This window comes from Spirillospora sp. NPDC052269 (genome assembly GCF_040679435.1).
Classification (GTDB): domain Bacteria; phylum Actinomycetota; class Actinomycetes; order Streptosporangiales; family Streptosporangiaceae; genus Spirillospora.
Window position 1 is genome coordinate 102,250 of the sequence record NZ_JBFAUU010000001.1, and the last position, 26,339, is coordinate 128,588.

The window sequence follows — 26,339 nt, forward strand, 5'->3', positions numbered from 1 at the left end:
TAAGTCGCGCGACGTCCACCGGGGACCCGCGACGGTAGAACAAATCAAGAGCCCGTTCTGTGTACTTCTACCTATTATCCGCGCTTTGTTCGAGCGAGGGTGGAGCGCGGCACGGTGGCCCAGTTGTCACGGTGGCCGACGGCGTTCACGGGGAACGGCGGTGGCGACGGGCGGCGGTGACGGGGGCACGCCGCCCGCCGGCATCGCCGCCCCCGTCCGCCGGACGCCCCTAGCCGAACGGTGACAATCGCGTGACGGCCCCCTGGGCAGCGCACCGTCCGCCGAACGCGACGCTCTCCCAAGGACGCGACGTCCTCCCAAGGACGCGTTGCTCTCCCAAGAGCCCACCGATCGCCCAAGGGGCGCACCGATCGCTAAAGGGGCGCATCGATCGCCCACGGGACGACGACAGAGAACGGCCGCCGGTGGGTTCACCGGCGGCCGTTTCATGACGAGGTCACGCGGACGGCGTGTCCTGGCCCTTCTTCACGATGCCGAGCTTCGAGCCGAGCCAGACGACCGGGTCGTAGCGGCGGCCGACGACGCGCTCCTTCATCGGGATCAGCGCGTTGTCGGTGATCTTGATGCCCTCGGGGCAGACCTCGGTGCAGCACTTGGTGATGTTGCAGAAGCCGAGGCCGTGGTCGTCCTGGGCGATGTTCCGGCGGTCCGCCTCGTCCGCCGGGTGCATCTCCAGCTCGGCGATCCGCATCAGGAACCGCGGGCCGGCGAACTCCGGCTTGTTCTCCTCGTGGTCACGGATCACGTGGCAGACGTTGTTGCACAGGAAGCACTCGATGCACTTGCGGAACTCCTGCGAGCGCTCGACGTCCACCTGCTGCATCCGGAACTCGCCCGGCTTGGTGTCGCCGGGGTCGAACGCCGGGATCTGCCGCGCCTTCTCGTAGTTGAACGACACGTCCGTCACCAGGTCCCGGATGACCGGGAAGGTGCGGACGGGCGTGACCGTGATGACCTCGTCCGGCTCGAAGGTGGACATCCGGGTCATGCACAGCAGCCGCGGCATGCCGTTGACCTCCGCCGAGCACGAGCCGCACTTGCCCGCCTTGCAGTTCCACCGGACGGCGAGGTCGGGGGCCTGCGTCGCCTGCAGCCGGTGGATGATGTCGAGGACGACCTCGCCCTCGTTCACCTCCACCGTGTAGTCGGTCAGCTCGCCGCGGCCCTCGTCGCCGCGCCACACCCGGAACTTGGCCTGGTAGCTCACTGCTCGCCCTCCTCGTCCGCCTCGCCCGCCGCCTCCGAGCCCGCCTTCGAGCCCTCGGCCGCGGCCGCCTCCGAGCCGCCGCCCGGCAGCTCGGCCGCGGTGAGGTACTTCTTCAGCTCGTCGGTCTCGAACAGGCCGATCAGGTCGGCCCGCATCGGCTCCATCGGCTGGCGGCGCAGGTCCACGTGCGCGCCGCTCACCGGGTCGGACGCGTCGCCGGACAGCCGGCACACCAGGTTGACCTTGCGCCAGTCCGCCGACATGACCGGGTAGTCGTCCCGGGTGTGGCCGCCGCGGCTCTCCTGCCGTTCGAGCGCCGCCCGCGCGACCGCCTCCGAGACCAGCAGCATGTTCCGCAGGTCCAGGGCCAGGTGCCAGCCCGGGTGGTAGCCGCGTCCGTCGCCCGCGCCGACCCCGACCGGCGCGACGCCGACCTTCGCGACACGCGCGCGCAGCTTGTCGAGCGTCTCCAGCGCCTCCGCCAGCTCCGACTCGGTGCGGATGATGCCGACCAGGTCGTTCATCGTCATCTGCAGCTCGGCGTGGACCGCGTACGGGTTCTCGCCGTCCGGACGGCCGAACGGGGCGAGCGCCTCCGCCGACGCCGCCGCGACCTCCGCGTCCGGGACCTCCGGACGGGCCGCCAGCCCGTCCACGTACTCGACGGCCCCGAGCCCGGCGCGCCGTCCGAAGACCAGCAGGTCCGACAGCGAGTTGCCGCCGAGCCGGTTCGATCCGTGCATGCCGCCCGAGCACTCGCCCGCCGCGAACAGGCCGGGAACCAGCGCCGCGCCCGTGTCCGGGTCGACCTCGATGCCGCCCATGACGTAGTGGCAGGTCGGCCCGACCTCCATCGGCTCGGCCGTGATGTCGACGTCCGCCAGCTCCTTGAACTGGTGGTACATCGACGGCAGCCGCCGCCGGATCTCCTCCGCGCCGCCGGGCATCCGGTCGACGACGGTGAGGAACACGCCGCCGTGCGGCGACCCGCGTCCCGCCTTCACCTCGGAGTTGATCGCCCGCGCGACCTCGTCACGCGGCAGCAGCTCCGGCGGACGGCGGTTGTTGTCCGGGTCGTCGTACCAGCGGTCGCCCTCCTCCTCGGTCGTCGCGTACTTGTCGCGGAAGACCTCGGGGATGTAGTCGAACATGAACCGCTTGCCGTCGGAGTTGCGCAGCACGCCCCGGTCACCGCGCACCGACTCGGTGACCAGCAGGCCCTTGACCGACGGCGGCCAGACCATCCCGGTCGGGTGGAACTGGACGAACTCCATGTTCAGCAGCGACGCCCCGGCGAGCAGCGCGAGCGCGTGCCCGTCGCCGGTGTACTCCCATGAGTTGGACGTCACCTTGAACGCCTTGCCGATGCCGCCGGTGGCCATCACGACCGCCGGGGTCTCGAACACCACGAACGTCCCGGTCTCGCGGACGTAGGCGAACACGCCGCAGATCCGTCCGTCGCCGTCCTTCAGCAGGCGGGTCACGGTGGTCTCGGCCCAGACCTTGATCCGCGCCTCGTAGTCGCCGTGCTCGCGGTGGTCGTCCTGCTGCATCGCGACGACCTTCTGCTGCAGCGTCCGGATCATCTCCAGGCCGGTGCGGTCGCCGACGTGCGCGAGCCGGGGGTACTCGTGCCCGCCGAAGTTGCGCTGCGAGATCTTGCCGTCCTTGGTGCGGTCGAACAGCGCGCCCCACGCCTCGAGCTCCCACACCCGGTCGGGGGCCTCCTTGGCGTGCAGCTCGGCCATCCGCCAGTTGTTCAGGAACTTCCCGCCGCGCATGGTGTCGCGGTAGTGCACCTGCCAGTTGTCGTTCGGGTTCGCGTTGCCCATCGCGGCCGCCGCGCCGCCCTCGGCCATCACCGTGTGCGCCTTGCCGAACAGCGACTTGGAGATGACGGCGACCTTCTTGCCCTGGAGCCGCGCCTCGATCGCCGCGCGCAGCCCCGCCCCGCCCGCGCCGATCACGACGACGTCGCAGGCGTGCCTCTCGATTTCGGTCATCAGGGGTTACCTCAGTTGAAGATTCGCAGGTCGGAGATGGTTCCGCTGGAGACCAGCGCCACATAGAGATCCGCCACGACCAGCGATCCGAGCGTGATCAGGGCGTACGTGCCGTGGCTCTTGTTGATCTTCGAGACCTGCCCCCACATCCAGTACCGGACGGGGTGCTTGGAGAAGTGCTTCAACCGTCCGCCGACGATGTGCCGGCAGGAGTGGCACGACAGGGTGTAGATCCAGAGCAGGACGACGTTGGCGACCAGGATCAGCGTGCCGAGCCCGATGCCGAACCCGCCGTCCTTGCCGTGGAAGGCGCGGATCGCGTCCCAGGTGTTGATCAGGGAGATCAGGAACGCGGCCATCCAGAAGTAGCGGTGCAGGTTCTGGCCGATCAGCGGGAAGCGCCGCTCGCCGCTGTACTTGCCGTGCGGCTCGCTGACCCCGCACGCGGGCGGGGACGCCCAGAACGACCGGTAGTACGCCTTGCGGTAGTAGTAGCAGGTCAGCCGGAACAGCAGCAGGAACGGCAGCGAGAGCGCGGCGAACGGGATCCAGCCGCGCGTCGAGGCCGGCAGGAACGTGCCGAACTCCGCGGCGTCCCCGGTGTGCCCGTTCACGGTGACGTTGCTGCAGATGTCGTTGAGGCAGGGCGAGTAGAACGGCGTCAGGTAGTGGTACTGGGGGACGTAGAACGCGGCCCCCCAGAACGCGCGGACGGTCGCGTACACCACCCAGGCCGTGAAGATCACCAGTGTGGTGATCGGATAGACGCGCCAGTCGTCCGTGCGGAGCGTGCGCTCCTTGATCTGGGCGCGCGTCTTGCCCGGCGCCTCCACTGTGCTCATCGATCGCTCTCCTGAGCTCGGGTCGGGGGTCTGGTCGTTCCCCGCTGGGTGGGTTCCCCCGATCTCGCGCCTTCGGGGGCTGTGACCCTACGCCACGGTCGCGCGACTGTGACACACATAACAATCACCGCAGCGTGTGACCCTGCACACATGCCCACCGACCCCGCTACCAAGATCGACCCACCCCCGACCCATAACCAGCATCTATGGCTAAAGGGAATCGAGACGAGTGCCGAGAGGCATGATCATTTCGGTCTGACCCTGCGCTAAGGCCCCTGAAAAAAACGAAGAGCGCCTCGGACCGAAGTCCGAGGCGCTGATCGCCGAAAGGCGTTCCGCTCGACGTGATAGGCAACCTGCCGCAATGGAGCCCGGCCGGGGTGAACCGGCGGGTATGTCGAGCTATCGCATCGTAGTGGAAACCTTGCGTTACGTGACTACTTCTTCCGGCCGCCCACCGTGGCCTTGAGGTAGTCGCGGTTCAGCTGCGAGATCACGTCGAGGGAGATGCCCTTGGGGCAGGCGACGGTGCACTCACCGGTGTTGGTGCAGCCGCCGAAGCCCTCGTCGTCGTGGGTGTCGAGCATGGAGACCACGCGGTCCCAGCGCTCGGGCTGGCCCTGGGGCATGAGGCCCAGGTGCGTGACCTTGGCGCCGAGGAACAGCGCGGCCGAGCCGTTCGGGCAGGCCGCGACGCAGGCGCCGCAGCCGATGCACTCGGCGGCCTCGAACGCGTGGTCGGCGTCCGCCTTGGGGACGGGGACGGAGTGGGCCTCGGGCGCGGTGCCGGTCGGGGCGGAGATGTAGCCGCCGGACTGGATCATGCGGTCGAACGACGACCGGTCCACCACCAGGTCCTTGACGACCGGGAAGGCGCGCGCCCGCCACGGCTCGACGTCGATGACCTCGCCGTCCTTGAACTTGCGCATGTGGAGCTGGCAGGTGGTGGTCATCCGCTCGGGACCGTGCGGGGTGCCGTTGATCACCAGCGAGCACATGCCGCAGATGCCCTCGCGGCAGTCGTGGTCGAACGCGACGGGCTCCTCGCCCTCGGTGATCAGCCGCTCGTTGAGGACGTCGAGCATCTCCAGGAACGAGGCGTCCGGGGAGATGTCGTCGAGCGCGTACTCGACCATCCGGCCCTGGTCCTGGGGGCCCTTCTGGCGCCAGATGCGCAGCGTGAGCTTCATTACTTGTACGACCTCTGCGTCGGGTGAACGTATTCGAACTCGAGGGCTTCCTTGTGCAGGACGGGCTTGGTCTCGCTCCCGCCCCACTCCCAGGCCGCCACGTAGGAGAACTTCTCGTCGTCGCGCTTGGCCTCGCCGTCCTCGTCCTGGGACTCGGCGCGGAAGTGGCCGCCGCAGGACTCGGTGCGGTGCAGCGCGTCGATCACCATGAGCTCGCCGAGCTCGAGGAAGTCGGCCACCCGGCCGGCCTTCTCCAGCTCCTTGTTGAGCTCCTCGCCCTTGCCGGTGACCTTGACGTTCTCCCAGAACTCCTTGCGGAGCGCCGGGATCAGCTCCAGGGCCTTGCGCAGGCCCTCGTCGGAGCGCTCCATGCCGCAGTGCTCCCACATGATGTGGCCGAGCTCGCGGTGGAAGGAGTCGACGGTGCGGGTGCCGTTGATCGAGAGCAGCTTCTCGACCTGCGAGGAGACCCGCTCCTCGGCCTCGGAGACGGACGCCTCGGAGACCTCGTCCAGGCCGGTGTTGCGGGCGAGGTAGTCGCCGAGGCCGGTCGGGAGGACGAAGTAGCCGTCGGCGAGGCCCTGCATGAGGGCGGACGCGCCGAGGCGGTTGGCGCCGTGGTCGGAGAAGTTGGCCTCGCCGACGACGAACAGGCCGGGGATGTTGGACTGCAGGTCGTAGTCGACCCACAGGCCGCCCATCGTGTAGTGCACGGCGGGGTAGATGCGCATCGGGACGTCGTAGGGGTTCTCGCCCGTGATGCGCTCGTACATCTCGAAGAGGTTGCCGTACTTGGCCTCGACGGTCTTGCGGCCGAGCCGCTCGATCGCGTCGGCGAAGTCCAGGTAGACGCCCTGGCCGCCGGGGCCGACGCCGCGTCCCTCGTCGCAGACGTTCTTGGCGGCGCGGGAGGCGATGTCGCGCGGCACCAGGTTGCCGAAGGACGGGTAGATGCGCTCGAGGTAGTAGTCGCGCTCGTCCTCGGGGATGGCGCCGGGGGCGCGGTCGTCGCCGCCCCTCTTCGGCACCCAGACGCGGCCGTCGTTGCGCAGCGACTCCGACATCAGCGTCAGCTTGGACTGGTGCTCGCCGGAGTAGGGGATGCAGGTCGGGTGGATCTGCGTGTAGCAGGGGTTGGCGAAGTAGGCCCCGTGCTTGTGCGCGCGCCAGGACGCGGTGACGTTGGAGCCCATGGCGTTGGTGGACAGGAAGAAGACGTTCCCGTAGCCGCCGGACGCCAGCACGACCGCGTCGGCGGTGTAGTGCTTGATCTCGCCGTTGATCAGGTCGCGGACGACGACGCCGCGGGCGCGGCCGTCCTGCATGATCAGGTCGAGCATCTCGTGCCGCGCGTGCAGCTCGACGTTGCCGGCGTCGACCTGGCGCATGAGGGCCTGGTAGGCGCCGAGCAGGAGCTGCTGGCCCGTCTGGCCGCGGGCGTAGAAGGTGCGGGAGACCTGGGTGCCGCCGAAGGAGCGGTTGTCGAGCAGGCCGCCGTACTCGCGGGCGAACGGGACGCCCTGCGCGACGCACTGGTCGATGATCTGGGTGGAGATCTCGGCGAGGCGGTGCACGTTCGACTCGCGGGAGCGGAAGTCGCCGCCCTTCACGGTGTCGTAGAAGAGGCGGTGCACCGAGTCGCCGTCGTTGCGGTAGTTCTTGGCGGCGTTGATGCCGCCCTGCGCGGCGATGGAGTGGGCGCGGCGGGGCGAGTCCTGGAAGCAGAACTGGATGACGTGGTAGCCGGCCTCGCCGAGGGTCGCGCCGGCGGAGCCGCCCGCCAGGCCCGTCCCGATGACGATGACCTTCTTCTTGCGCTTGTTGGCCGGGTTGACCAGCTTGGCCTCGAACTTGCGGGTGGTCCAGCGGTTCTCGACCGGGCCCTGGGGGGCCTGGGTGTCGACGACCGGGTCGCCGGCCTCGTAGAAGGTGTCGGTCATGGTCAGCTCACCCATCCGAAGGTGACGGAGATCGGCACGGCGATGAAGCCGAGCGTGACGACGGCGGCGATGCCGCCGGCGAGGCCGCGCAGGGCGGTGTTGTTCCGCGGCGAGCGCAGGCCGAGGGTCTGGAAGGCGCTCCAGATGCCGTGGCGCAGGTGCAGGCCGACGAGCAGCACGGCGACGACGTACCAGACGGTGATGTACCAGCGGGACGCGTCGAAGTCGGCGACGATCCGCTCGTACGGGGTGGCGTCCGAGCCCTTGGGGTTGACGGCGTAGAACGTCAGGTCCAGCAGGTGCCAGATGACGTACAGCAGGATGATGATGCCGCCGTACCGCATGGTGTGCGTGGCATAGCCCTGCGCGTGGGACTTCTTCTTGCCCTGGTACTTCACCGGGCGGGCCGCGCTGGCGCGCCGCGCCAGGGAGACGGCCGACCACATGTGCAGCAGGATGGACACGCCCAGCACGATCTCCAGGATCGTCAGCACGGTGCGCCGGGGGACGGCGGGCTCGCCCATCGTGCGGAGCCACTCCGCGTAGTGGTTGAAATCGCCCGCCCCAAGGAAGATCTTGAGGTTCCCGATCATGTGCGCGATCAGGAAGCCGACCAGGATCGCTCCCGTCACCGCCATGACGGCCTTTTTGCCGACGGTCGATCTGTAGATCGCAGTACTCGCTATAGCCACAGCTCAGAACCGTACGGCTGCCTGGGGAAAGAGGGCCAAGTCATGGTGGCACTCGTTTCGATAGCCGGTGGCTATGGGGCGCGTCCCACCTGGGGTTCGTGACCGTTCGGTGACAACGCGGAGTGTCGGACTTCACACCACGAAAGGGAACTACGAGTCGTAGTACATCATGCTCTACGTGCTGTAGTAGATAAAACCGCAGGTGACGTGGGTCACACGCCGAGAGTGGGCGTCAGCGGTGGGAGAGGAGGAGGACGGCGAGGTCGTCGGTGAGGGCGTCGCCGTTGAGGCGTTCGACGCCCGAGACGAGGTCGTCCAGCAGCGCGCGGCCGACCAGCCCGCGCCCGGACGCCCTGCCCGCCAGCTCCACCAGGCCGTCGGTGCCGAGCCGGTCGGACGAGCCGTCCCCGGTGTAGCCCTCGATCAGGCCGTCGGTGTAGAGCATCAGGCTCCACGCCTCGCCGAGCTCGACCTCGGTCATCGGCCAGTCCGCGTCGGGTACCAGGCCGAGCGCGGGGCCGTGCGCGTAATCGGGCAGCGCGGCGACCCGGGTGTCCCGGCCGGCGCCGGTGAACAGCAGCGGCGCCGGGTGCCCGGCCAGGTACATGCGGGCCGTCCGGCGGGACGGGGCGACCGTGACCATGGCCAGCGTCGTGAACGTCTCGTCGCTGCGCCGCTCGTGCCCGAGGACGGTGTCCAGCGTGCCGAGCAGCTGCTCGCCGGTGTGCCCGGACAGGACGAGCGTCCGCCACGCCATCCGCAGCTGGACGCCGAGCGCCGCCTCGTCCGGGCCGTGCCCGGAAACATCCGCGATCATGAGGTGGACGGCGCCGCCCTCGGTCTGCACGGTGTCGTAGAAGTCCCCGCCGAGCAGCGCCCGGGACCGTCCGGGCCGGTAGCGGGTGTGGTGCGTCAGGGACGGGTCGTCGATCAGCGGGACGGGCAGCAGGCCGCGCTCCAGCCGGGCGTTCTCGGCGGCCATCAGCCGGGCCTCGACGAGGCGCCGCTCGCTCTCGTCCGCGCGCCGCCGCTCGATCCCGTACCGGACGGCGCGGGCCAGCAGCGGGCCGTCGATCTCCCGTTTGACCAGGTAGTCCTCGGCTCCGGCGGCGACCGCCCGGATGCCCAGGGCCACGTCGTCCACGCCGGTCAGCACGATCACCGCGGCCGTCCCGGACACCGCCAGCATCCGGCGCAGGCCGGTCAGGCGGTCGCTCTCGGGGCCGGACAGGTCGACCAGGACGCACTGGGTGCGGCGGGTCACCCGGCGCGCGGCCTCGTCCAGCGAGGCGGCGACGGTCAGCGCCACGTCCAGCCCGGCCTCGGTCAGCATCTTCTCGACCATCTGCACGTCCGCGGGGTCGCCGAGGACGGCCAGCAGCTCGACGGTCTCGGGCTGGCCTGACGGGGACGGGACGGGACTGCGGGAAGGGCTCACGACCCGAGGGAGGCTAGCCGGTCGGCGGACTCCGGCGCACCTCGGACGCGCCCCTGACGCTCCTTTCGGACATCCCTCGAACGGGCCCGAACGAGCCCTGGAGGGCTGTGGGGCGGCGGGTGGGAAAAGTGTCCGGCGGGGCGGTCGACGGCGAAAAAATGAGTCGAGGGGCCGCCGTGTCGCCGCATACCTTCGCAGAGTGAAGGACCTACCCGTACCCGATCCGGGCATTCCCGACCACCGATCCCCGACGCGCTACCTGCTCTGGCTGGTGCGCGTCCAGCGCCGCAGCGTGCTCAGCGTGGCGGCTCTGGGGACGGTGTTCTTCCTGTCCCAGGCGTTCATGCCCGCCGCGATCGGACGCGCCATCGACGCCGGTGTGGCCGGCGGGGACACCGGCGCGCTGCTGCGCTGGGCGGGCGTGCTGCTGGCGCTCGGCGTCGTGCAGACGGTGTCGAGCGTCACCCGGCACCGGATGGCCGTGTTCAACTGGCTGTCGGCCGCCTACCGGACGATCCAGCTGGTCACCCGGCAGACGACCCGGCTCGGCGCGACGCTGCCGAAGCGGCTCACCGCGGGCGAGGTGGTCAGTGTCGGCATCTCCGACGTCGCCCGGATCGGCGACGTGCTGGACATCATCGGCCGCGGCACCGGCTCGGTCGTCGCGATCGTCGTGGTCGCGGTGCTGCTGCTGGTGACGTCCTGGCCGCTCGGGCTGGTCGTCCTGATCGGCGTCCCGGTGATCCTGGCGCTCGCCGCGCCCCTGCTGCGCCCCTACGAGCGCCGCGAGGACGCGCACCGCGAGCTGGTCAGCGAGCTGAACTCGACGGCGACGGACCTGGTCGCTGGCCTGCGGGTGCTGCGCGGCGTCGGCGGCGAGGGGCTGTTCGCGGGCCGGTACGCGGGCCGGTCCCAGGACGTCCGGCGGGCCGGGGTCCGGGTCGCCTGGGCCGAGTCGCGGATCAGCGGCGCCGAGGTGCTGCTGCCCGGCCTGCTCGTGGCGCTGGTCACCTGGCTCGGCGCGCACTTCGCCGCCGACGGGAGGATCACGGTCGGCCAGCTCGTCGCGTTCTACGGGTACGCGGTCTTCCTGATCGTGCCGCTGCGGACGCTCGGCGAGATGGCCCAGAAGTTCACCAAGGGACGGGTCGCCGCCGGACGCGTCTGCCGCCTGCTGGACGTCGAGCCGGAGATCACGCACACCGGCACCCGGAGCGTGGACGGTCCGGCGGAGCTGGTGGACGCCGCGTCCGGGCTGGTCGTCCGCCCGGGCCGGGTGACCGCCGTCGCCGCCGCCGACCCGCGCGACGCCGCCGCCATGGCGGGCCGCCTCGGCCGCTACGCCGAGGGCGACGTCACCTATGGCGGTGTTCCGCTCGCCGAGATCGCGGACGTCCGGTCACGCGTCCTGGTCGCCGTCAACGAGGACCGCCTCTTCTCCGGCCCTCTCCGCGAGACCCTCGCCCAGCCGGATGGTTCGTCCGACCTCGAAGCGGCGGTCGAGGCGGCCGCGGCCGAGGACGTGGTGGACGCGACCGGCCTCGACGGCCACGTCGCCGAGGCCGGACGGGAGTTCTCCGGCGGGCAGCGGCAGCGGCTGCGGCTCGTCCGGGCGCTCGCCGCCGATCCCGACGTGCTCGTCCTGGTCGAGCCGACCAGCGCCGTGGACGCGCACACCGAGGCCGCGATCGCCGAACGCCTCGGCCGCGTCCGGGCCGGGCGGACCACCGTGATCGCCACCACCAGCCCGCTCGTCCTCGACCACGCCGACCACGTCGCGTTCGTCGAGCACGGCGCGGTCGTCGCCGAGGGCACGCACCGCGAACTGCTGGACGCCGAACCCCGCTACGCCGCCGTCGTCACCCGTGGAGGGACATGAGCACCGCCATCCTGCCCGTCGCGACGCCCGCCCAGGTGCGGGCGTACGCCGTCGAGCTCGTCCGGCGGCATCCGCGCGCCCTGGCCGGCGCGCTCGCCCTGCACGCCCTCGCGGCGGTGTCCGGGCTGGTCACACCCCGGCTGCTGGGCGGACTGGTCGACGGCGTCCGCGCCGGGACGGCGCACATCGACACCGTCGGCGCGGTGATCGCCGGATTCGTCATCGTCCAGGGCGTCCTGACGCGGTACGCCTACTTCGCGTCCGCGCGGCTGGGCGAGCGGGTCATGGCCGAGCTGCGCGAGGAGTTCGTCGGACGCGTCCTCGGCCTGCCGCTGTCCCGCGTCGAGCGGGCCGGGACGGGCGACCTGGTCAGCCGCACCTCGCGGGACGTGGGGGAGCTGTCGGGGGTGGTCCGCGAGGCCGTCCCGGAGATGCTCATCGGCGGCGTCACGATCGTCCTCACCCTGGTCGCGCTGCTGCTGACCGGCCCGCTCGTCACGCTGCCCGTCCTGCTCGGCCTGCCGTCGATCCTCTTCGGCATGCGCTGGTACCTGAGGCGCGCCCGGGACGGCTACCTGCGCGAGGAGGCGGCCTGGGCGGAGCTGACCGACGGCCTCGCCGAGACCGTCCAGGGCGCCCGCACGGTCGAGGCGTTCGGCCTCGAGCGGCGGCGACGCGACCGCGGCGACGCCGACATCGCCCGCTCCTTCTCCCGCGAGCGCTACACCCTCGGCCTGCGGACCGTCCTGTTCCCCGTGGTCGAGAGCGGCTACCTGCTCCCGGTCGTCGGGACGCTGGTCGCGGGAGGGCTCCTGCACCAGCACGGTCTCGCGTCGCTCGGCCAGGTGACGGCCGCGACGCTGTACGTGCAGCAGCTCGTCGGCCCGGTGGACATGCTGCTCACCCGCCTGGACGAGGTGCAGATCGGCGGCGCGTCCCTGGCCCGGCTGCTCGGCGTCGGCAATGTCCCGCCGGACCGCGTCACGACGTCCGAGCGCCCGGACGGCGAGCGGATCGCCGTCCGCGACGTCCGGTACGCCTACCGGCCCGGCCATGACGTCCTGCACGGCGTGGACCTGGCGCTGCGTCCGGGCGAACGCCTGGCGATGGTCGGGCCGTCCGGCGCGGGCAAGTCCACCCTCGGCCGCCTGGTCGCCGGGATCGACGCCCCCGGCTCCGGCGCCGTCGAGGTCGGCGACGACGCGCCCGTCCCGCTGGTCGAGCTCCCGCTGGACGACCTGCGCGGCCACGTCGCCCTCGTCACCCAGGAGCACCACGTCTTCCGCGGCACCCTCCGCGACAACCTGGTGATGGCGAACCCGGACGCGTCCGACGACCAGATCCGCGCCGCTCTCGAGGCCGTCGACTGGGACGGCCCCGACCTGTCCGCGCAGGTCGGCGCCGCGGGCGAGGACCTCTCCCCGGCCCAGGCGCAGCAACTGGCCCTGGCCCGGCTCGTCCTCGCCGACCCGCACACCCTCGTCCTGGACGAGGCCACGTCCCTCCTCGACCCGCGAGCCGCCCGCCGCCTGGAACGCTCGCTCGCCGCCGTCCTCGACGGCCGCACGGTCGTGGCCATCGCCCACCGCCTCCACACCGCCCACGACGCCGACCGCGTCGCCGTCGTCGAGGACGGCCGCATCACCGAACTCGGCACCCACGAGGAACTCCTCGCCGCCAAGGGGTCTTATGCGGCCCTGTGGTCGTCTTGGCATGGCGACCGCCAGCCCGCGGACCGCAACCCCTGACAAGGCAGAAGGGGGCGTGCACGAAGCACGCCCCCTTCTTCTCGTCCGTGGGTCAGGAAAGGGAGTTCTTCAGCCAGTCGACCTGGAGGTGGAGGAGGTTCTCGGCGACGACCTCCTGTGGGGTCATGTGGGTGACGCCCGACAGGGGGAGGACGGTGTGGGGGCGGCCCGCGGCCAGGAGGGCCGAGGAGAGGCGCAGGGTGTGCGCGGCCACCACGTTGTCGTCCGCCAGGCCGTGGATGAGCAGGAGCGGGCGGGTGAGCTTGTCGGCCAGCTCGATGAGGGAGTTGGCGGCGTAGGTCTCCGGCTCCTCCTCGGGGAGGCCGAGGTAGCGCTCGGTGTAGTGGGTGTCGTAGAGGGCCCAGTCGGTGACCGGGGCGCCCGCGACGGCGGCGTGGAAGACGTCCGGGCGGGCCAGGACGCAGAGGGCGGCGAGCCAGCCGCCGAAGGACCAGCCGCGGACGGCGACCTGGTCGAGGTCGAGCGCGGCCGGGTGGCGGCGGGCGGCCTCCTCCAGGGCGGCGATCTGGTCGTCCAGGACGGGGGTGACGAAGTCGCCGCGGACGGCGCGCTCCCAGGCGACGCCGCGGCCGGGGGTGCCGCGGCCGTCGGCGATGACGACGGCGAAGCCCTGGTCGGCGAGCCACTGCGGCTCGCAGTAGGCGCGCTGGACGGCCATGACGCGCTGGGCGTGCGGGCCGCCGTAGGGGTCCATGAGGACGGGCAGGCGGCCCTGGTCGGGCGTCCAGCCGGTGGGCAGCAGCACGGCCGTGCGGACCTCGCGGGGCCCGGCGCGCAGCAGCTCGACCCGCGGCGTGATCACCGGGGTCTCGGCGCGGGACTCGACCGGGAACGTGCCGTCCGGGCCGCGCACCTCGGTGACGTTGCCGAGGACGTCCATCCGCGACCCGGTGATCACGGTGATGTCGCCGGACGCGACCGCCGAGTACACGCCCTGCCCGGACGTGAGCCGGGTCACCGCCCCGTCGGCGTACCGGTGGACGTGCACCTCGGTCGGCTCGGTGGACGCGGTGAACAGCACCGTCCCGCCCTCGACGCCGAGGACGGCGCGGACCTGCAGGCCGGCCGGGGTGACCGGCTCGCCGCCGATGGTGAGGCGGCGGGTGCCGACGAGGTCGGGGGAGGAGACGCCGGGCGCGGTGGCCTGGTGGTCCTCGAGCGTCCAGACCAGGTCGCCGGCGTCGGTGCGGGCCGGGACGCCGGGGACGATCTCGGTCCAGACCGGGTCGTGGCCGGTGTGCAGCAGGGCGGTCTCGCCGTTCAGCGGGTCGACGGTGAGGACCCGCTGGGCGCGCTGGTCGCGGGTCTGGACGACGATCAGCGGGCCGCGCGCGTCCCAGCCCGCGGTGGTCAGGTAGGGGTACTGGCCGCGGTCCCAGGACACCGAGGTGCGGCCGCCGTCCACCTTCAGCAGGACGAGCGAGACGATCGCGTTGGGCGTCCCGGCGGACGGGTAGGCGATCTCGGTGGCCGGGTTCTCCGGGTTGGCCGGGTCGGCGATCGTCCAGCGCTGGACGGGCGTCTCGTCCACGCGCGCGGCGAGCACGGTCGAGCCGTCCGGCGACCACCAGTGGCCGCGCATGCGCTGCATCTCCTCGGCGGCGAGGAACTCGGCCATGCCGTAGGAGATCTGGTCGCTCTCCGGGGTGACCAGGGCGCGGTCGTCCGAGCCGTCGGTGCCCATCACGCGGACGGTGCGGCCCGAGATGTAGGCGACGTGGCGGCCCGCCGGGTCGAGGCGCGGGTCGAACACCGGCGTCTGCGCGGGCAGCTCCCGGGTCTCCCCGGACGCCAGGTCGGTGAGGAACAGCTGTCCGCCGAGGCTGAACACCGCCTGCCGGACGGCGGAGTCGGTCGCGTAGCCGACGATGCCGCCCGCGCCCTCGCGGGCCCGCTCGCGACGGGCGCGCTCCTCGGCGGGGAGGTTCTGCTCACCCGCGACGGCCAGCGCGGCCGGGTCTGCGACGAGCGTCTCAGCACCGGTCGCAGGGTCCAGCGTCCACAGGCAGGTGACCGGGTCGTCGCCCGCCTTGGTGCGCAGGAAAGCCACCCGGGACCCGTCAGGCGCGATCTGGAAGGCACGGGGGACGCCCAGGGTGAACCGGCGGGTGCGGGCCGTCTGCCGCGGATAGCTGATGCTCATGATGTGAGTCTGCCAGCCGCCTGTGACCGATCCGGGCGGCAGCCCGTCGCCACGCTGCTTTGTGGGGATTCAATGGGTATGGTCCCGCTGGGTGAACGCGCGGTGGGCGCGCGGCTGCTCGCGTAAGCTCGTAGCCCGCCCAGTCCCGCAGCGTCGCCAGAACCCGCCCGCCGAAGGAGTTGTTCCATGTCGGACTTGCAGCCGGGAGACCCCCGGCGGCTTGGGTCCTACGACCTGACCGAACGTCTTGGAGAGGGCGGTCAGGGCGTCGTCTACCTGGGCGTGGACCCGACCGGGGCGAAGGCGGCGATCAAGCTTCTGCGCGCCGACGCGGCCGCCGACGACATGGCCCGCCACCGCTTCGTCCGCGAGTCGCAGGCGGCCATGCAGGTCGCCCGGTTCTGCACCGCGCAGGTGCTGGAGGCCGACGTCGCGGGCGACCAGCCGTGGATCGCCAGCGAGTACGTGCCCGGCCCGGCGCTGTACAAGCAGGTCACCGAGCAGGGGCCGATCACCGGCGCGGCGCTGGAGCGCCTCGCGATCGGCACCGCGACCGCGCTGGTGGCGATCCACCAGGCGGGCATCGTGCACCGCGACTTCAAGCCGCACAACGTGATCATGGCCCCGGACGGCCCGCGCGTGATCGACTTCGGCATCGCGCGGGCCCTGGACGCGGGCCAGACCAACGCCACCAAGGCGATCGGCACCCCGTCCTACATGGCCCCCGAGCAGGTCGCCGGGCAGCGCCTCACCGAGGCCGTGGACGTCTGGGCCTGGGGCGCGACGATGGTGTTCGCCGCGACCGGCCGTCCGCCGTTCGGCGACGACACCGTGGTCGCGGTGATCAACCGGGTGATGAACGAGCCGCCCTCGCTGGACGGCCTGCCGCCCGAGCTGTACGACCTGATCGCCGCCTGCCTGGTCAAGGACCCGGCGCGGCGGCCGAACGCGCAGCAGCTGATGATGGCGCTGATCGGCAGCGGCCCCGGCGGGGCGGGCGGCGTGCCCGCCGGGCCCGTGCCGGGCGCGACCGCGCTGGACGACCCGGCGCAGGCGACCGCGCTGCTGGCCGGGGGAGCGGCGGCCGCCGCGGGCGGCGCGGCCGCGACCCGGATGGCTCCGGCGGGCGCCTACGACCAGGGCTACGGCCACGGGCAGGGCGGCGTCACCCAGGGCATGGGCGGCGGCGGGGCGACCCTGCCGCCGGTCGCCGGCTACGAGGACGCCTACCGGGGCGGCGGCGGCCGTCCCAGCCGGCGTGACTGGGAGCCGGAGAAGAAGTCCAAGGCCCCGGTGATCGCGGCGGTCATCGCCATCCTGGTGCTCGCTGGCGTGGTCGGCATCGCGGTGGCGAACATGGGCGGCGGCGGAGGCACCAAGGGCGACACGCCCAGCGGCGGCGACCAGAAGACCTCGCAGTCCGAGAGCCCGAGCGACACGCAGTCGCCCGACAACACCGACTCGAGCGAGCCGCAGCCGACGCGCACCCGCAAGCACCGTCCGACGCAGACGTCGTCGCCCACGACCCAGCCGACCCAGACCAACACTCCGCCGGACACCTCGACCGGCGGGCCGACCGGGAACCCGACCCACACCGCACCCGGCGGTGGTGGTGGCCACACGACCAACCCGCCTCCGGGCGGTGGCACCGGCGGTGGCGGCGGCACCGGTGGCGGTGGCACCGGCGGTGGCGGTACCGGTGGCGGCGGCAGTGGCGGCGGCGGCACGAACGGCGCCGACGCCGCGGGCGGCCTCACCGGCGGCAACTGACCTGCGCCGACGATCGGGCGCCGGCGGCATGTGACCGCCGGCGGACCGGCGCCCCTCGGACGGGCTCCGGGCGACCACGCTCCGGACGTGACCACGGTCACGTCCGGAGCGTGACGTTTCGCGCACCCCGGCGGCACGGGTGACCGCCGAGAGCGGTCCCGCGCGTTAGTAGGCTCACTGGTCATGAAGGAGCCGCGGATCCTGTTCGTGCACGCCCATCCCGATGACGAGTCCATCGGGACCGGCGCGACCATGGCCAAGTACGCGGCCGAGGGCGCCCACGTCACGCTCGTCACCTGCACGCTCGGCGAGGAGGGCGAGGTCATCCCGGACGAGCTGCGCCACCTGGCCGCCGACAAGGAGGACCGGCTCGGCGCCTTCCGGATCGGCGAGCTCGACGCGGCCTGCGAGGCGCTCGGCGTCGCCGACCACCGGTTCCTCGGCGGTCCGGGCCGCTGGCGCGACTCGGGCATGATGGGCGGCGCCACCAACGACGATCCGCGCTGCTTCTGGCGCGCCGACCTGGACGAGGCCGCCGGGGCGCTCGCCGAGATCGTCCGGGAGGTCCGGCCGCAGGTGGTCGTCAGCTACGACGACCGCGGCAACTACGGGCATCCCGACCACATCCAGGCGCACCGCGTCACCCGCCGCGCGTTCGAGCTGGCCGCGGACGCGTCCTTCACGGGCGAGGGCCGGGAGCCGTGGAAGGTCGCGAAGCTGTACGCGTACGCGACGCCGCGCACCGTGCTCGTCCGGGCGATCGCGGTGATGCGGGAGGCGCGGCTGCCGTTCCCGCGCGTCGCCACCGTGGACGAGTTGGGCTCCGGCGTCCCGGACGACCTGATCACCACGGTCGTGGACGCCCGTCCGTACCTGCCGTCCAAGCTGGCCGCGCTGCGCGCGCACCGCACCCAGATCACCGTCGCGCCCGCCGAGACCGGGCCGTTCTTCGCGCTGTCGAACAACCTCGGCCAGCAGGCGTTCGGCACCGAGTACTTCGTCCTGCTGGACGGCGAGCGCGGCCCGGCCGGCGCGGGCGGGCGCGAGACCGATCTGTTCGCGGGCCTCTCCTGACCGCCGCGCTGGCTAGGCTGTCGCCGTGAACGAGGATCACGCCACCCCGCCGCGCAAGGACGAGACCGAGACCCACCCGGCAGCGGCCGAGCACGCCCCCGCGCCCGCTCCCACCGCGTCCGGGCCGTCCGTCGTGGTCTCCGTGGCGGCCTATGTGGTGCTGGCCCTGCTCGGGTTCGCCTACGGGCTCTTCGGCGCGTTCCACCAGAACTGGACGGTCGGCTCGTGGCCGCTCCCGGCGCTCGGCCTGTGCGTGGTGCTGTTCGCCCTCGTCTACGGCGCCGGGTTCGGCATGGGGACGAAGCTGGGCGGCGTGATCCCGGCGGCCACCTGGATGATCGTGACGTTCGTCATGTCGTCCAAGCAGTCCGAGGGCGATCTGGTGGTGCCCGGAACCACCCCGGGCTACGTCTACATCATCGGTGGCATGGTCGCCGCGCTGGTCGCGATCGCCCTGATCCCGTCCCGCGGCGCCTCCGGACAGTGGCTGACCGGACAGTGGCTCACCGGAAGCGGTGGCGATACCCGCGGGTAGTGTGAGGGCGTTGTGAGCATCGAGCCCCCCTGCCCCGAAGCCCACGCCCTCGGCACCGCGCCCGACCCCCGGCTGTTCCGCCAGGTCGTCGGACGGTTCGCCACGGGCGTTGCGGTCGTGACCACCGTCGCCGACGGCGTCGACCACGCGATGACGGTCAACGCCTTCACCTCCGTGTCGCTCGATCCCCTGCTGGTGATGTTCTGCGCCGACCGGACGGCCCGGTTCCACGACACCGTCCTCGCCAGCGGGACCTGGGCGGTCTCCGTCCTGCCGGACGGCCTGCGCGCGGCGTCGGAGCACCTGGCCACCCGGGGACGTCCGATCGAGGGGCAGCTCGACGGCTACCGCGTGCACCGCGGCGCCGCGACCGGCGCGCCGGTCCTGTCCGAGGCGCTCGCCGCCGTGGAGTGCCGCACCCACGCCGTCCACGAGGGCGGCGACCACAGCATCGTGGTCGGCGAGGTCCTGTCGCTCGACCTGCCCGCCCCTGACGCCGAACCCCTGGTCTTCCACGACGGCCGCTACCGCCGCATCGCGGGGTAGACGGCGCCCTGACACGCGAGAAGCCCGGCACGACGGGGACGTCGTGCCGGGCTTCTCAATTCAGCGGATCGGTTCAGCGGATCAGGTGGCCGCGGGCTCCGCCTCCGGCTGGACGGTGTCGGACGGCGCGGGCGCCTTGTAGCGCTTCACACCCAGGCACGCGAGGGCGCCGATCATGATGACGACGATCGGCATGATCATCGTGGGCCGCATCGCGTGCACGAAGCCGTGGCTGAACACCTGGCCCGAGAGGGCCTGGATCTGGTGCACGACGTTCTGCGGGGTGCCGGGCGGGAAGCTCTGGCCTCCGCTGTGCTGGGACGCGCCGACGTCCATGCCGCCCTTGGACGCCTGCGAGAAGCCCGCGACGAACTTGTCGTGGTACGGCTGCGGCAGGCCCTGCGCCCGCGTGACGGCCTCGTTCTTGAGGGACGACGCGAGCTGGTTCTGCAGGATCGCGCCGACCGCCGCCGAGCCGACCACCGAGCCGATCTGCCGGATCGTGTTGCTCACGCCGGACGCGGCGCCGGCCAGGCGCGGCGGGACGTTGCGGGTGGCCTCGGTCGCCATCGGCGCGAACACGCCGCCGACGCCGATCCCGCAGACGGCCAGCGGGCCGAGGAAGGCCGTCCAGTCGGTGGCGGTGCCCTCGATGAGGATCATCCACAGCATGCCGAGGCCGTACAGCACCAGGCCGCCCATGAGGATGAACCGGCCGCCGATCCTGTCGGTGAGCTTGCCCGCGATCGGCGCGAGAAACATCGACACGACCGAGGACGGCGCCATGACCAGGCCCGCCTTCAGCGCGCTGAAGCCGAGCACCGACTGCAGGTAGATGTTCATCGGCAGGAACATGCCGACCATGCCGACCGAGACGGCCGCGCCGACGAAGGCCAGGATCGTGAAGTTGCGGTCGCGGAACAACCCGAACGGCACCAGCGGCTCACGGCCCTGCCGGCTCTGCTGCTGGAAGAGGAAGGCCACGAACAGGACGACCGCTCCGCCGATCAGCGTCCAGATCCAGATGTTCCAGTCGTACTTCTGGCCCTCGGTCAGCGCGAAGACCAGGGCGAACAGCGCGACCGTGACGAGCAGGACGCCGAGGACGTCGAACCTGTGCCGGACGCCCGGGGTGTGGCCGGGCAGGATCGGCACCGCCATGCACAGCACGATGATCCCGATCGGCAGGTTGACGAAGAAGATCCACCGCCAGTCGAAGCTGGTCACCAGCATGCCGCCGATGGTCGGGCCCGCGATCGTGGAGACGCCCGCCACCGCGCCCCACACGCCGAGCGCCGCGCCGCGCTTCTCCGGCGGGAACGTCGCGATGATGATGGACATGGTCTGCGGCATCAGCAGCGCGGCGCCGAGACCCTGGATCGCCCGGGCGGCGATCAGCTGGGTCGGGTCCTGCGCGATCCCGCACGCGAGGCTGGCCAGGGTGAACACCACGACCCCGGCGATGAACAGGTTCTTCTTGCCCCACAGGTCACCGAGCCGGCCGGCGGTGATGAGCAGGACGGCGAGCACCAGGATGTAGGCGTTGGTGATCCACAGCACCTCGTCCAGCGAGGCGTGCAGCTTGTCGATCATGCTCGGGATCGCCACGTTGACGATCGTGAGGTCGAGCAGCGTCATGAAGAACCCGAGGGAGAGCGTCAGCAGCACCGCCCAGGGGTTTCCGCGCCACTTGCTCATGAAGTCTCCTCTGCGCGCGCCCTGTGGCCGGACGCGTTCTCATAGGTGGGGCGTTGGGGGCAGACCGACCCGGACTCCTCGTCGTCCTCGAAGGTGAGGCGGCCCGCTTCGAGGTCGTCCACCAGGGACTGGGTGAAGCCGAGTTCGGCCCGGAGCCGCGCGTTGCTGAGCTCGAGGTCCAGCAGCTTGTACCGGGCCATGCCGCGCTTGCGCAGCGACTCGTAGGACGCCTGGTGTCCGGCGATCAGCGCCTCCAGCGTCAGCGCGCGGTGACGCAGGTGCCGTGCGACCTCGTCCGCGGGCAGCAGGTTGACGAACGCGAGCGCCGCGCCGAAGAGCGGGAACTCCTCGGCCGGCGCGGCGAGCAGCTCGGCGAGCCGGTCGCAGGCCGCGTCCCGGCCGGAGGGCGTCACCGCGTACACGGTCCGCTCGGGCCGGCGGCCCTCGCGGTTGGTCTCCACGGGCTCGATCAGGCCGGACGAGGCCAGCCGGTCGACCGTGTGGTAGAGCGACCCGTGCGTGACCTTGACCGCGTGGTCGTAGGCGTGCCAGCGGATGCGCTGCTGCATCTCGTACGGATGCATCGGGCCATCGCACAGCATGCGCAGCACGGTCAGCGCCAGGGGCGTCAGGTTTCTGGACATCAGCCGTCTTTGGTTGACTTGGATTAGTCCACTTAGACTAATCCGGAGAGATTGATCTGTCAGCGCGATTTCCCCGTCCCGCCAACGTGATGGTCGTCTCACTCGGCCGGGAGTGGGCCGGGCCCGGATCCGGCGGTCGTCAGGGCGTCATCAGGCGGTCGCCAACGGTGGTCCAAGACAGGCCCACGGCGCGCGAGCCGCCCGCCGCGCGCGAGGGCGCGTCTATAGCGTCCCGGGGTTATGCGGGTCGGGGTTTCGGGGAGGGCGCTGGAGCGCCACGTCGGCGGCAACAGCACCTATGCCCGCGCACTGTACGAACGGCTTCGCCGCATGGGGGTCCACGCGGGGATGCTGGTTCCGAGGGGCGCGCGCGGTCCGGTGCGTCCGGTCGCGTACGCATTGGCGGACGGGCTGGTCTGGCCGAAGCGCAAGAAGTTCGACCTGCTCCACTATCCCGACGACATCGGCGCCCTCGTGCGCGCGCGGGTGCCGATGGTCGCGACGATCCACGGGCTTCCGCCGCGCCGTCCGGCGGGGACGAGGCACTCCGCCTGGGAACGCCTCCGGTGCCGGCGTGTGGCCGCCACGGCCGCGCTCGCCGACGCGATCGTGACGGTCTCGGAGTTCTCCGCGCGGGAGATCCGGGAGCGCTTCGACGTCCCGGCCCGGCGCATCTTCGTCATTCCCCACGGTGTGGACAGCGGACGCTTCCACACCGGCTCCATCGGCGACGGCGAGGTGCTGGGCGCGCTGCGGCTGCCGGAGCGGTTCGTCCTGTGCCTGGGGGCGCTCGCGCCGCGCCGGAACGTCCCGATGCTCGCCGAGGCGACCGCGCGGCTGCGGGTGCCGCTGGTGCTCGCGGGCGTGCCGTGCGCGGGGGACGAGGGCGTCCTGCGCGAGATCGAGCGGTATCCGCACGTCCGGCCCCTGGGCACGGTCCCTGGCGCGCTGGTCGCGCCGCTGCTGCGCGCCGCGTCCGTGCTGGCGCTGCCGTCCGAGCACGAGGGGTTCGGCCTGCCGGTCGTCGAGGCGATGGCCTGCGGGACCCCGGTCGTGATCTCCGACCGGGGTGCGCTGCCCGAGGTCGCCGGGGGAGCCGCGCGGGTGCTGCCGGAACTGTCCGCCGACGGCCTCGCCCACGCGCTCGGCGAGGTGCTGGACGACCCGTCCCGCGCCGCCGGGCTCCGCACGCTCGGCCTCGCCCGCGCCGCGTCCTTCACCTGGGAGGGCGCCGCCCGCGCCCACCTCGCCCTCTTCCGCGACATGGCGTCCTAGCCTGGCCGAACCAAGAGGCCCCCGCCGGACGACGCTGTCCGGCGGGGGCCTCGAGCTCGGTGCGGTCAGCCCTTCAGGGCCACCTCGAACTGGTCGAGCGCCCAGTCGAGGTCCTCACGGGAGATCATCAGCGGGGGCGCGAGGCGGATCGTGGTCTCGTGCGTCTCCTTGGCGAGGACGCCCAGCTCCTTGAGCCGCTCGCTCACCGGACGCGCCGGGCCGTTCAGCTCGATCCCGGCCCACAGGCCGCGGCCGCGGACCTCGCGGACCCGGTCGGACGGCAGCGCGCGCAGCCGCGTGTGCATGTGCCCACCCAGCTCGCGCGAGCGCTCCTGGAACTCCCCGGTCTTCAACATGGCGATCACCTCCCGGCCGATCGCGCAGGCCAGCGGGTTGCCGCCGAAGGTGGAGCCGTGCTGTCCGGGCTTGAACACGCCCAGCACGTCGCTGTTCGCGACGACCGCCGACACCGGCATGATGCCGCCGCCGAGGGCCTTGCCGAGGAGGTACACGTCCGGGACGACGTCCTCGGCCTCGCACGCGAACGTGGTGCCCGCCCGGCCGAGGCCCGACTGGATCTCGTCCGCCATCATCAGCGCGTTGTGCTCGGTGCACAGCTCGCGGACGGCCTTCAGGAACCCGCTCGGCGGCACGACGACGCCCGCCTCGCCCTGGATCGGCTCGACCAGCACGCCGACCGTGTTGGCGTTCATCGCGTTCTTCAGCGCGTCCACGTCGCCGTAGGGGACGACCTTGAACCCGGGCGTGTACGGGCCGTAGGAGTCCCGCGCGACCGAGTCGGTGGAGAAGCTGACGATCGTGGTCGTCCGGCCGTGGAAGTTGCCCTCGAACGTGACGATCTCGGCCTTCCCGGCCGGGACGCCCTTGACCTCGTAGCCCCACTTGCGGGCCGTCTTCAGCGCGGTCTCGACGGCCTCGGCGCCGCTGTTCATCGGCAGGACCATGTCCTTGCCGCACAGCTCGGCGAGCTCGCGCACGTAGGGGCCGAACTGGTCGTGGTCGAACGCCCGGCTGACCAGGGTCACCCTGTCCAGCTGGCGCTTGGCCGCGGCGGTCAGCCGCGGGTTGCGGTGCCCGAAGTTGACCGCGGAGTAGGCCGACAGCATGTCGAGGTAGCGGTTCCCGTCGACATCGGTGACCCACGCCCCTTCGGCCTCGGAGATCACGATCGGGAGAGGGTGGTAGTTGTGCGCGCTGTGCTCTTCGGACAAGGCCCGCAGCTGCTCGGATCGGGTCACGAACGCTCCTTCACCCGTGTCGGCCCGGCCTCGTCGCCGGGATCATGTGCCACACCGGCGGCGGCCGGTGCCGGATGGGGGGTCGGGACCTCGCGCGAAGTGTTGTGCGCGGGCCCGTCTACCAGCGTATGTTCGGGATCTACCTGCACACAGTGCCGAATGAGGTCTCGGGGGGAGATATTTGTTGCGTCTTGACGACTTGGACCGTCGAATCGTTGCGCAGCTCCTGGAGAACGGGCGCGCCTCCTACGCGCAGATCGGTGACCGGATCGGACTTTCGGCCCCCGCCGTGAAGCGCCGCGTCGACCGGCTCCGCGCCGAACGCGTCATCACCGGCTTCGCCGCCGTGGTCGATCCGGCCGCCCTCGGCTGGACGACCGAGGCGTTCATAGAGGTCTTCTGCACCGGGGCGACCGCTCCGGAGGAGATATACGACAGCGTCCACAAACACCCCGAGGTCGTCGCCGCCTACACCGTCAGCGGCGACGCCAGCGCCCTGGTCCACGTCCGGTCCCGCGACATCCAGCACCTCGAGCAGGCCCTCGAACGGCTGCGCCGCGAGCCCAACATCACCGCGACCAAGACCGCGATCGTCCTGTCCCGGCTGATCGGCCGTCCCACCGACACCGGAGCCACCACCCCGGTGACCACGGCCGATATCGGACGCGCGTAGCGGCACGAAAGGGGAGGGGCGTATCTTCCTTTCCGCCCCTCCCCCGGACGAAGGACGAACGCCGCATGTCCGACCCCACCTCCCGTCCGTCGCGCCGGTCGCGTCGCCGCCGGGCCGAAGGCAGGCCCGCCGAGCCCCAGCTGGTAGTGGGCGAGGTGGTCCGGGCGTGGTCGCTGGTCTGGGGGGTCGCCGTCCTGACCGTCCCGGCGTTCTACGCCGCGTACACGACGGGCCAGCTGATGATCGGGTTCGTCTTCACGGGCTTGTTCGCGCTCATCTTCTTCTCGTGCGGGTTCATCACCAAGAGACGCGGCGTGGTGGTGTGGCAGGCCATCGTGCCTCTCCTCGCCGTGATGCTCGGTGTCGGCGCCCTCATCCCGTCGCTGCTCCTCAGGTACGAGGGCAAGGACGTCCAGGGTGAGTTCGTCCTGGCCTGGACGACGGGCGTGGGCAAGACCCGGGAAGACCACTGCCGCGTCCGATGGGTCGACTCGGGGACCCGGCATGAGGCCGAGATCGACGGCTGCCCGAAGCGTTTCTACGAGCTCGGCGCCCCCAACAACGTGCCCGTCCGGTTCGTCGTGTCGCCGGCGGACGGGGTGAAGGGGCAGCTCGGCACCCGGAAGGACATCTCGCTGACCAGGGACGAGTGGCTCATCGGAGGCGGGGTCGCCCTCCTCGCCGGGATGACCGCGTGGGCCGTGATCGGCGCGGTGCGGAGGCAGCGGCGCTGGGACGCCTCACGTCCCGACGCAGCCGGCGCCTGAGCGCGACCGCCTGATCATCGTCACGAAGCTCCCAGGACGAAGGACGCGTATGTCCAGAACCACCCGCCACTCCGTGCGCAGGACGCTGTACAGGCTCACTGACAGCGAGAAGGCCAAGCTGGCCAAGCACGGGTTCGGATCCATGTACGCGCTGGAGTACGTGGCATCCGAGGGGGACGGCGCGCCCTTGGTCGAGAGCGTCCTCGCCCTGTACACGCAGACGGGCTACCGCCCGGAGCGTCCAGAGGACGAGGCCAACGTCGCCAAGGCCAAGAGGCGCGCGCGCACGTTCAAGGACGACATGGCCAAGGGGAAGCTGCCCGCCAGGCCCAGGATGGGGTTGAAGGGGGTGATCGCGTCCTGGGCGGCCCTCTGGGGCATCGCGGTGGTGTTCATCCCAGGTGGGATGTACCTGATGACCATCACCGGGGGCTGGGTGGGCGCGGTCACCGCGATCGGTGCGTTCCTCATCATCGTGGCCGCCTGCGGATACATCGCCGCTCACGGTCACTTCCTGGCGTGGACGGCCTTCCTGCCGCTCCTGCTGGTGCTGATCGCCGTCGGCGGCGCCACTGATCCGCTGTATCTCAGGCACAAGGGCAGGGACGTCCAGGGCGAGCTCGTTCGGGCGTGGACGGTCAACGAGGGCAAGAGGGGCCAGGCGCGGCACTGCCTCGTCGCCTATGACGACGCGGGGACGCGGCGCAGGCTCGAGATCGGTGGCTGCCCGGGCCGCCTCTACACGAAGGTCGCCCCCGGGATCGGCGAGCACGTCCCCGTCCGGTTCGTCCTGTCGCCGGGGGGTGGGGTGAGCAGTCACTACGGCAGCCGGGACGGCCGGTCGCTCACCTGGCAGCCGTACACGGCCGGGACCGGTCTCGTCCTTCTCGCGGGGCTGACCGCGTGGGCCGTCACCGGGGCCGCGCTGCGCCGCCGGGTCCGCGCGGCCTGAGACCGCGCCCCGCAGAGACCAC

The 26,339-nt window shown here is 71.7% G+C and carries 21 protein-coding genes; 10 read left to right on the forward strand and 11 right to left on the reverse strand.

Going from position 1 to position 26,339, the window contains the following annotated elements; genetic code table 11:
• Positions 1–457: 457 nt before the first annotated feature.
• The 7 genes from AB0L06_RS00470 to AB0L06_RS00500 all read right to left on the reverse strand — a co-directional run bounded on the left by AB0L06_RS00470 (position 458) and on the right by AB0L06_RS00500 (position 9,333).
• Entirely contained in the window at positions 458–1,228 is a 771-nt protein-coding gene (locus tag AB0L06_RS00470) for a succinate dehydrogenase/fumarate reductase iron-sulfur subunit (protein ID WP_500228734.1), read from the reverse strand.
• Entirely contained in the window at positions 1,225–3,231 is a 2,007-nt protein-coding gene (locus AB0L06_RS00475; RefSeq protein WP_500228735.1) for a fumarate reductase/succinate dehydrogenase flavoprotein subunit, read from the reverse strand. Before AB0L06_RS00475 ends, AB0L06_RS00470 begins: the two co-directional genes overlap by 4 nt.
• A gap of 11 nt (positions 3,232–3,242) precedes the next feature.
• Positions 3,243–4,073, reverse strand: a complete 831-nt coding sequence (gene sdhC, locus AB0L06_RS00480; RefSeq protein WP_500228736.1) for a succinate dehydrogenase subunit SdhC — start codon at positions 4,071–4,073, stop codon at positions 3,243–3,245.
• Positions 4,074–4,510: 437 nt separating this feature from the next.
• Positions 4,511–5,263: a succinate dehydrogenase/fumarate reductase iron-sulfur subunit gene (locus AB0L06_RS00485; protein WP_500228737.1), complete on the reverse strand. Its 753-nt coding sequence runs from the start codon at positions 5,261–5,263 to the stop codon at positions 4,511–4,513.
• A complete protein-coding gene (locus AB0L06_RS00490; RefSeq protein ID WP_500228738.1) occupies positions 5,263–7,203 on the reverse strand; it encodes a fumarate reductase/succinate dehydrogenase flavoprotein subunit in 1,941 nt (646 codons plus the stop codon). Before AB0L06_RS00490 ends, AB0L06_RS00485 begins: the two co-directional genes overlap by 1 nt.
• 2 nt (positions 7,204–7,205) lie before the next feature.
• Positions 7,206–7,895 carry a succinate dehydrogenase cytochrome b subunit gene (locus tag AB0L06_RS00495; protein WP_500228739.1) on the reverse strand — a complete coding sequence of 230 codons (690 nt, stop codon included), beginning with the start codon at positions 7,893–7,895 and terminating at the stop codon, positions 7,206–7,208.
• Positions 7,896–8,127: 232 nt separating this feature from the next.
• Positions 8,128–9,333 (reverse strand): PP2C family protein-serine/threonine phosphatase, encoded by a 1,206-nt coding sequence (locus tag AB0L06_RS00500; protein WP_500228740.1) that lies wholly within the window; start codon positions 9,331–9,333, stop codon positions 8,128–8,130.
• A 199-nt stretch (positions 9,334–9,532) separates the two neighbouring features.
• Here AB0L06_RS00500 and AB0L06_RS00505 point away from each other — a divergent pair, with 199 nt between their 5' ends.
• Both AB0L06_RS00505 and AB0L06_RS00510 read left to right on the forward strand, forming a co-directional pair.
• Positions 9,533–11,212: an ABC transporter transmembrane domain-containing protein gene (locus AB0L06_RS00505; protein WP_500228741.1), complete on the forward strand. Its 1,680-nt coding sequence runs from the start codon at positions 9,533–9,535 to the stop codon at positions 11,210–11,212.
• Positions 11,209–12,960, forward strand: a complete 1,752-nt coding sequence (locus AB0L06_RS00510) for an ABC transporter ATP-binding protein (RefSeq protein WP_500228742.1) — start codon at positions 11,209–11,211, stop codon at positions 12,958–12,960. Before AB0L06_RS00505 ends, AB0L06_RS00510 begins: the two co-directional genes overlap by 4 nt.
• A gap of 52 nt (positions 12,961–13,012) precedes the next feature.
• On the opposite strand, the gene AB0L06_RS00515 is transcribed toward AB0L06_RS00510, so the two are convergent.
• Positions 13,013–15,124 (reverse strand): S9 family peptidase, encoded by a 2,112-nt coding sequence (locus AB0L06_RS00515; protein ID WP_500228743.1) that lies wholly within the window; start codon positions 15,122–15,124, stop codon positions 13,013–13,015.
• Positions 15,125–15,310: 186 nt separating this feature from the next.
• On the opposite strand from AB0L06_RS00515, the gene AB0L06_RS00520 reads away from it, so the two are divergent.
• From AB0L06_RS00520 to AB0L06_RS00535, 4 genes are all read left to right on the forward strand, one after another.
• Positions 15,311–16,894, forward strand: coding sequence for a serine/threonine-protein kinase (locus AB0L06_RS00520; RefSeq protein WP_500228744.1), 1,584 nt, complete (start codon positions 15,311–15,313; stop codon positions 16,892–16,894).
• Positions 16,895–17,077: 183 nt separating this feature from the next.
• Positions 17,078–17,968 (forward strand): N-acetyl-1-D-myo-inositol-2-amino-2-deoxy-alpha-D-glucopyranoside deacetylase, encoded by an 891-nt coding sequence (mshB, locus tag AB0L06_RS00525; protein WP_500228745.1) that lies wholly within the window; start codon positions 17,078–17,080, stop codon positions 17,966–17,968.
• A 25-nt stretch (positions 17,969–17,993) separates the two neighbouring features.
• Entirely contained in the window at positions 17,994–18,503 is a 510-nt protein-coding gene (locus AB0L06_RS00530; protein ID WP_500228746.1) for a DUF6113 family protein, read from the forward strand.
• A 12-nt stretch (positions 18,504–18,515) separates the two neighbouring features.
• Positions 18,516–19,049: a flavin reductase family protein gene (locus tag AB0L06_RS00535; protein WP_500228747.1), complete on the forward strand. Its 534-nt coding sequence runs from the start codon at positions 18,516–18,518 to the stop codon at positions 19,047–19,049.
• Between the two features lie 81 nt (positions 19,050–19,130).
• Here the strand turns inward: AB0L06_RS00535 and AB0L06_RS00540 are convergent, their stop codons facing one another.
• Positions 19,131–20,747, reverse strand: a complete 1,617-nt coding sequence (locus tag AB0L06_RS00540) for an MFS transporter (protein ID WP_500228748.1) — start codon at positions 20,745–20,747, stop codon at positions 19,131–19,133.
• The gene (locus AB0L06_RS00545; protein WP_500228749.1) at positions 20,744–21,391 is read right to left on the reverse strand and encodes a PadR family transcriptional regulator; all 648 of its coding nucleotides are present in this window, start codon (positions 21,389–21,391) and stop codon (positions 20,744–20,746) included. The genes AB0L06_RS00540 and AB0L06_RS00545 overlap by 4 nt, the downstream gene beginning before the upstream one ends.
• Before the next feature lie 240 nt (positions 21,392–21,631).
• On the opposite strand from AB0L06_RS00545, the gene AB0L06_RS00550 reads away from it, so the two are divergent.
• Complete coding sequence (locus tag AB0L06_RS00550; protein WP_500228750.1) at positions 21,632–22,666, forward strand: glycosyltransferase family 4 protein; 1,035 nt, start codon at positions 21,632–21,634, stop codon at positions 22,664–22,666.
• A 65-nt stretch (positions 22,667–22,731) separates the two neighbouring features.
• Here the strand turns inward: AB0L06_RS00550 and rocD are convergent, their stop codons facing one another.
• Entirely contained in the window at positions 22,732–23,925 is a 1,194-nt protein-coding gene (gene rocD, locus AB0L06_RS00555) for an ornithine--oxo-acid transaminase (RefSeq protein ID WP_500228751.1), read from the reverse strand.
• Between the two features lie 184 nt (positions 23,926–24,109).
• On the opposite strand from rocD, the gene AB0L06_RS00560 reads away from it, so the two are divergent.
• The 3 genes from AB0L06_RS00560 (at position 24,110) to AB0L06_RS00570 (ending at position 26,317) form a co-directional block, all read left to right on the forward strand.
• On the forward strand, positions 24,110–24,598 hold the full coding sequence (locus AB0L06_RS00560; protein WP_500228752.1) for an Lrp/AsnC family transcriptional regulator: 489 nt from the start codon (positions 24,110–24,112) through the stop codon (positions 24,596–24,598).
• Between the two features lie 65 nt (positions 24,599–24,663).
• The gene (locus tag AB0L06_RS00565; protein ID WP_500228753.1) at positions 24,664–25,365 is read left to right on the forward strand and encodes a hypothetical protein; all 702 of its coding nucleotides are present in this window, start codon (positions 24,664–24,666) and stop codon (positions 25,363–25,365) included.
• A gap of 49 nt (positions 25,366–25,414) precedes the next feature.
• Positions 25,415–26,317: a hypothetical protein gene (locus AB0L06_RS00570; RefSeq protein WP_500228754.1), complete on the forward strand. Its 903-nt coding sequence runs from the start codon at positions 25,415–25,417 to the stop codon at positions 26,315–26,317.
• Positions 26,318–26,339 lie beyond the last annotated feature (22 nt).

Excerpts from the sequence above, each read along its gene's own strand:
- sdhC (WP_500228736.1), bottom strand. The coding sequence starts at position 4,073 with ATGAGCACAGTGGAGGCGCCGGGCAAGACGCGCGCCCAGATCAAGGAG.
- AB0L06_RS00545 (WP_500228749.1), bottom strand. The coding sequence starts at position 21,391 with ATGTCCAGAAACCTGACGCCCCTGGCGCTGACCGTGCTGCGCATGCTG.
- AB0L06_RS00570 (WP_500228754.1), top strand. The coding sequence starts at position 25,415 with ATGTCCAGAACCACCCGCCACTCCGTGCGCAGGACGCTGTACAGGCTC.
- AB0L06_RS00515 (WP_500228743.1), bottom strand. The coding sequence starts at position 15,124 with ATGAGCATCAGCTATCCGCGGCAGACGGCCCGCACCCGCCGGTTCACC.
- mshB (WP_500228745.1), top strand. The coding sequence starts at position 17,078 with ATGAAGGAGCCGCGGATCCTGTTCGTGCACGCCCATCCCGATGACGAG.
- AB0L06_RS00490 (WP_500228738.1), bottom strand. The coding sequence starts at position 7,203 with ATGACCGACACCTTCTACGAGGCCGGCGACCCGGTCGTCGACACCCAG.
- AB0L06_RS00550 (WP_500228750.1), top strand. The coding sequence starts at position 21,632 with ATGCGGGTCGGGGTTTCGGGGAGGGCGCTGGAGCGCCACGTCGGCGGC.
- AB0L06_RS00540 (WP_500228748.1), bottom strand. The coding sequence starts at position 20,747 with ATGAGCAAGTGGCGCGGAAACCCCTGGGCGGTGCTGCTGACGCTCTCC.
- AB0L06_RS00510 (WP_500228742.1), top strand. The coding sequence starts at position 11,209 with ATGAGCACCGCCATCCTGCCCGTCGCGACGCCCGCCCAGGTGCGGGCG.
- AB0L06_RS00485 (WP_500228737.1), bottom strand. The coding sequence starts at position 5,263 with ATGAAGCTCACGCTGCGCATCTGGCGCCAGAAGGGCCCCCAGGACCAG.
- AB0L06_RS00565 (WP_500228753.1), top strand. The coding sequence starts at position 24,664 with ATGTCCGACCCCACCTCCCGTCCGTCGCGCCGGTCGCGTCGCCGCCGG.
- AB0L06_RS00520 (WP_500228744.1), top strand. The coding sequence starts at position 15,311 with ATGTCGGACTTGCAGCCGGGAGACCCCCGGCGGCTTGGGTCCTACGAC.
- AB0L06_RS00475 (WP_500228735.1), bottom strand. The coding sequence starts at position 3,231 with ATGACCGAAATCGAGAGGCACGCCTGCGACGTCGTCGTGATCGGCGCG.